The following is a 5,919-nucleotide window of genomic DNA, read 5'->3' as shown; positions in this document are numbered from 1 at the left end:
GCGTCGCGCCTACAACCTGCCGGAAAACGTCCTGCGAGCGTCTATCCTCGCCGACCCGGCCGGTGCGCGTAAGAACACCAAGGACAACACCCCGGCGGTGATCCACTATTCCATCGTCCCGGGTAACACCGTGGAAGTGGACGTGGCCGCCAAAGGCGGTGGTTCCGAGAACAAGTCGAAAATGGCCATGCTCAACCCGTCCGACTCGATCGTCGACTGGGTGCTCAAGACCGTTCCGACCATGGGCGCCGGCTGGTGCCCACCGGGCATGCTCGGCATCGGCATCGGCGGCACCGCCGAGAAAGCCGCGGTGATGGCCAAGGAAGTGTTGATGGAGTCCATCGACATTCACGAGCTGATCAAGCGCGGCCCGTCCAACCGTATCGAAGAGATGCGCCTGGAGCTGTTCGAGAAGGTCAACCAACTGGGCATCGGCGCCCAGGGCCTGGGTGGGCTGACCACCGTGCTCGACGTGAAGATCATGGACTACCCGACTCACGCCGCTTCGCTGCCGGTGTGCATGATCCCCAACTGCGCCGCCACCCGTCACGCGCACTTCGTGCTCGACGGTACTGGCCCGGCGTCGCTGGAAGCACCACCGCTGGACGCCTACCCGGAAATCGTCTGGGAAGCCGGCCCGTCGGCCCGTCGCGTCAACCTTGACACCCTGACCCCGCAAGACGTGCAGAGCTGGAAGCCGGGCGAAACCGTGTTGCTCAACGGCAAGATGCTCACCGGTCGCGACGCCGCGCACAAGCGCATGGTCGAGATGCTGAACAAGGGCGAAACCCTGCCGGTGGACCTCAAGGGCCGCTTCATCTACTACGTCGGCCCGGTTGATCCAGTGCGCGAAGAAGTGGTTGGCCCGGCTGGCCCGACTACCGCGACGCGGATGGACAAGTTCACCCGCCAGATCCTCGAACAAACCGGCCTGCTGGGCATGATCGGCAAATCCGAGCGCGGCCCGACTGCGATCGAAGCGATCAAGGACAACAAGGCCGTGTACCTGATGGCCGTGGGCGGCGCTGCTTACCTGGTGGCGCAAGCCATCAAGAAGTCGCGGGTTGTCGCGTTCGCCGAACTGGGCATGGAAGCGATCTACGAGTTCGACGTCAAAGACATGCCGGTCACCGTTGCCGTTGATAGCAAAGGCGAATCCGTGCACATCACCGGTCCTGCCATCTGGCAGAAAAAGATCAGTGAAAGCCTGGCGGTAGAAGTGCAGTAAGCACTTTTCCTGCAAGGATAAAGGCGACTGTGGCCCCATGGCCCAGTCGCCTTTTTTATGGCGCATGGTATGGTGCTCCCCCCTTACTGTGCCTGCTCATCACTGTATGATCGCGATCCCTCGCCCCCTGCGCCTGACCTTCTACGCCCTGTTGATCATCGCCGGTGCGGTGCTGGCCGCTGCATTGGCCACGCGCCAGGCCGAACGCCAGGCTTTGGTGGACGATGCCGCACGCGCCAACCAACAGCTCGCGCTGTACGCCAACTCGCTGCACACCCTGATCGAACGCTACCGTGCCCTGCCCGCCGTGCTGGCGCTGGACTCGGAAATGATCAGCGCGTTGAAGGGCCCGTTGGACACCGCAACCCAGGACGCGCTTAACCGCAAGCTCGAACGCATCAACGGTGCCGCGCAATCGTCCACCCTGGAATTGATGGACCGCAACGGCCTCGCCGTGGCCGCCAGCAACTGGGCGCTGCCGAGCAGTTATGTAGGGCACAACTATGCATTCCGGCCGTATTTCAGCCAGACCAAGAGCCAGGGCACCGGGCGTTTTTATGCGGTGGGGGTGACCACCGGGATTCCGGGTTACTTCCTCTCCAGTGCAGTACTCGATGAACACGAGCAGTTCCTGGGCGCCATGGTGGTGAAACTGGAGTTCCCTGAGCTGGAGCGCGAATGGGCCCAGGGCGATGACTTGCTGCTGGTCAGTGATGCACGCGGCATCGTGTTTATTGCCAACCAGCCGGGCTGGCGTTATCGCAATCTGAGGCCGCTATCGGCCAATGACCTCGCCGAGCTCAAGGCCACTCGCCAATACGACAAGAAACAACTGCAGCCGCTGGAAACCGAGACCCTGCAGCGCTTTGACGAAAACAGCCACCTGATGCGCGTCAACGGCCCCGACGGCAGTGCCCGGTACATCTGGGAATCCCTGCCGCTGAAGGCAGAAGGCTGGACCCTGCACCTGCTGCGCAAACCGCAATTTCCGTTTGAAGACCAACGCAACGCGGGCCTGGCCGCCGCGGGTTCCTGGCTGGCGCTGGTGTTCCTCGTGCTGTTCCTGAGCCAACGCTGGCGCCTGGCCCGCTTGCGCCAGCGCAGCCGCGAAGAGCTGGAGCAACTGGTGGAAGAACGCACCCAGGCCCTGCGCACCGCACAGGACGGCTTGGTGCAATCGGCCAAGCTGGCGGCGCTGGGGCAGATGTCCGCCGCCCTCGCCCACGAAATCAACCAGCCACTGACTGCCCAGCGCATGCAACTTGCCACCCTGCGCCTGTTGCTGGATCACGGCCGCGTGGACGATGCCTACAAGGCCCTCACGCCACTGGACGACATGCTCACGCGCATGGCGGCGCTCACCGGTCACCTAAAGACCTTCGCACGTAAAAGCCCCAGTGGCCTGCGCGAGCGGCTTGACCTGGCCACGGTGGTAGACCAGGCCCTGCACCTGCTCGACGCACGCCTGCGCGATGAAGGCATCGGCGTGGTGATGGACCTGACCCGCCCGGCCTGGGTACGCGGCGACGCGATTCGCCTGGAGCAGGTGCTCATCAACCTGCTGCGCAACGCCCTGGACGCCATGGCCGACAAGCCGCGCAAGCGCCTGGAAATCCGCCTGCACGCCGACCAGCAGCTTTGGCTTTTGACCGTCAGTGACAGCGGCGGCGGGATTGCCGAGGAACACTTGAACAACGTGTTTGACCCATTCTTTACCACCAAGCCGGTGGGCGATGGTCTCGGTTTGGGACTGGCGGTGTCTTACGCTATCGTCCATGAACTCGGTGGGCGCCTGATCGCCGGTAACCACGGCGACGGCGCGGTGTTCACCCTGACCCTGCCCATCGCGCTGGAGACGCCGGACCTATGCTGAATGCGGTGATTGTGGTCGATGACGAAGCGAGCATTCGCACGGCCGTGGAGCAGTGGCTGAGCCTCTCGGGGTTTGAGGTGCAGCTGTTCAGCCGCGCCGAAGAATGCCTGGCGCACTTGCCCAAGGACTTTCCCGGCGTGATCTTGAGCGACGTGCGCATGCCAGGGCACAGCGGCCTGGAGTTGCTGGCCGAGGTGCAGCGTCGCGACGCCGACTTGCCGGTGATATTGCTGACCGGCCATGGCGATGTGCCGATGGCTGTCGAAGCCATGCGCGATGGCGCCTACGACTTTCTGGAAAAACCCTTCAGCCCCGAGGCCCTGCTCAACAGCCTGCGCCGGGCGTTGGACAAACGTGGGCTGATCCTGGAAAACCGACGCCTGCACCAACAGGCCGACCACCGTTCGAAGCTCGAATCCAGCCTGCTCGGCGTGTCCCGCGGCTTGCAGAACCTGCGTCGCCAGGTGCTCGACCTGGCGAGCTTGCCGGTCAACGTGCTGATCCGTGGCGAGACCGGCAGCGGCAAGGAGCTGGTCGCCCGCTGCCTGCATGATTTCGGCCCTCGGGCCAAGAAGCCGTTCGTGGCGCTCAATTGCGCGGCAATTCCCGAGCAGTTGTTTGAAGCCGAGTTGTTCGGCCACGAAAGCGGCGCGTTCACCGGCGCCCAGGGCAAGCGCATCGGCAAGCTGGAATACGCCCACGGCGGCACACTGTTCCTCGATGAAATCGAAAGCATGCCCCTGGCCCAGCAAGTGAAGTTGTTGCGGGTGTTGCAGGAACAGAAGCTGGAGCGACTGGGCTCCAACCAGAGCATCCACGTGGACTTGCGCATCATCGCCGCGACCAAGCCGGACCTGTTGGAAGAGGCCCGTGCGGGGCGCTTTCGCGAAGACCTGGCTTATCGCCTCAACGTCGCACAACTGCGCCTGCCGCCGTTGCGCGAGCGCCGTGAAGACATTCCGCTGCTGTACGAGCACTTTGCCCAGAGCGCTGCTGAACGTTTGGGGCGTACGGCCGAGCCGTTGAGCGGTCCGGCGCTGGGGCGCCTGCTCAGCCATGATTGGCCCGGTAATGTGCGTGAACTGGCCAACGTCGCCGAGCGCCAGGTGTTGGGCCTTGGCGACCCGGAACCGGAAGGCGTCGAGGCCGGGCAATCCCTCGCGGCACAGCAAGAAGCCTTCGAAGCCCATTGCCTGAAGGCAGCGCTGACCCGGCACAAAGGCGATATCAAGGCAGTACTGGCCGAGCTGCAACTGCCCCGCCGGACATTCAACGAAAAAATGCAGCGCCACGGCCTTGCACGGGACATGTTTCTCAAGGATGAATGAGCGGATTTCCGCTCATCACTCGAAAATAACCAGCGATATTCCGCTCAAAAAAAACCACAAACCCTTCTAGACCGGGCCTTCATCCACCTGGCACAGCTCCTGCTATAGCCCCAGCCAGGCAGCGCTCGCGCCGCTCCATAAAAACAACTAGATGAAGGATCCTTCAATGGATAACTCCAACACCTTGCCTCTGGGGTCGGCGGCCGCGCCGGCAAAACCACGCACCACCTCCAGCCGCATCAAGTCGATCTTCAGCGGATCAGTCGGCAACATGGTCGAGTGGTACGACTGGTATGTCTACGCCGCTTTCTCGCTGTACTTCGCCAAAGCCTTTTTCCCGAAAGGCGACACTACCGCCCAACTTCTCAACACCGCCGCGATCTTCGCCGTGGGCTTCCTGATGCGCCCGATCGGTGGCTGGCTGATGGGCCTGTACGCCGACAAGGTCGGGCGTAAAAAAGCCCTGATGGCCTCGGTCTACCTGATGTGCTTCGGCTCGCTGCTGATTGCCCTGAGCCCTGGCTATGAAGTCATTGGTATCGGTGCGCCCATCCTACTGGTGTTTGCCCGTTTGCTGCAGGGGCTGTCAGTCGGCGGCGAATACGGCACCTCGGCCACCTACCTCAGCGAGATGGCGACCAAGGAACGTCGTGGTTTCTACTCCAGCTTCCAGTACGTGACCCTGATCTCCGGCCAGCTCATCGCGCTGGCAGTGCTGATCGTCCTGCAACAGGTACTCACCACCGAGCAACTGTATGCCTGGGGCTGGCGTATCCCGTTCGCCATCGGCGCCCTGTGCGCAGTGGTCGCGCTGTACCTGCGTCGTGGCATGGAAGAAACCGAGTCGTTCACCAAGAAAGAAAAAGCCAAGGAAAGCGCAATGCGCACCTTGATGCGTCACCCCAAGGAACTGATGACCGTGGTCGGCCTGACCATGGGCGGCACCCTGGCCTTCTACACCTACACCACCTACATGCAGAAGTACCTGGTGAACACGGTCGGCATGAGCATCTCCGACTCCACCACCATCTCGGCGGCGACGCTGTTTCTGTTCATGTGCCTGCAACCGATCGTCGGCGGGCTGTCGGATAAGGTCGGCCGTCGTCCGATCCTGATCGCGTTCGGCATCCTCGGCACGCTGTTCACTGTGCCGATCCTCACCACCCTGCACACCATCCAATCCTGGTGGGGCGCGTTCTTCCTGATCATGGCGGCGCTGATTATCGTCAGCGGCTACACCTCGATCAACGCAGTGGTGAAGGCCGAGCTGTTCCCCACCGAAATCCGTGCCCTGGGCGTTGGCCTGCCCTATGCACTGACCGTATCGATCTTCGGCGGCACCGCTGAATACATCGCGCTGTGGTTCAAGAGCATCGGCATGGAAACCGGTTACTACTGGTATGTGACTGCGTGTATCGCGGTGTCGCTGGTGGTCTATGTGACCATGAAGGACACCCGCAAGCATTCGCGCATTACCACGGACTAAAAAA

General features: G+C 62.4%; 4 protein-coding genes. All 4 read left to right on the top strand.

Translation table 11 applies throughout. From position 1 onward, the window contains the following. Nucleotides 1-1,228 (top strand): fumarate hydratase (locus tag IQK56_RS30320; protein WP_193901963.1); only part of this gene is annotated, 1,228 nt, incomplete at its 5' end. Nucleotides 1,229-1,334: 106 nt separating this feature from the next. Then, nucleotides 1,335-3,101, top strand: coding sequence for an ATP-binding protein (locus IQK56_RS30315; RefSeq protein WP_193861803.1), 1,767 nt, complete (start codon nucleotides 1,335-1,337; stop codon nucleotides 3,099-3,101). Next, on the top strand, nucleotides 3,095-4,429 hold the full coding sequence (locus IQK56_RS30310) for a sigma-54-dependent transcriptional regulator (protein ID WP_193861802.1): 1,335 nt from the start codon (nucleotides 3,095-3,097) through the stop codon (nucleotides 4,427-4,429). The genes IQK56_RS30315 and IQK56_RS30310 overlap by 7 nt, the downstream gene beginning before the upstream one ends. A gap of 166 nt (nucleotides 4,430-4,595) precedes the next feature. Further along, entirely contained in the window at nucleotides 4,596-5,915 is a 1,320-nt protein-coding gene (locus IQK56_RS30305; RefSeq protein ID WP_122308351.1) for an MFS transporter, read from the top strand. Nucleotides 5,916-5,919 lie beyond the last annotated feature (4 nt).

The organism is Pseudomonas cyclaminis (genome assembly GCF_015163715.1).
Classification (GTDB): domain Bacteria; phylum Pseudomonadota; class Gammaproteobacteria; order Pseudomonadales; family Pseudomonadaceae; genus Aquipseudomonas; species Aquipseudomonas cyclaminis.
This window is presented reverse-complemented; position numbering and strand designations above follow the sequence as displayed.

Bases quoted from the DNA above. Each gene is read 5' to 3' on its own strand.
- IQK56_RS30310 (WP_193861802.1), top strand. From the start codon at position 3,095: ATGCTGAATGCGGTGATTGTGGTCGATGACGAAGCGAGCATTCGCACG.
- IQK56_RS30305 (WP_122308351.1), top strand. From the start codon at position 4,596: ATGGATAACTCCAACACCTTGCCTCTGGGGTCGGCGGCCGCGCCGGCA.
- IQK56_RS30315 (WP_193861803.1), top strand. From the start codon at position 1,335: ATGATCGCGATCCCTCGCCCCCTGCGCCTGACCTTCTACGCCCTGTTG.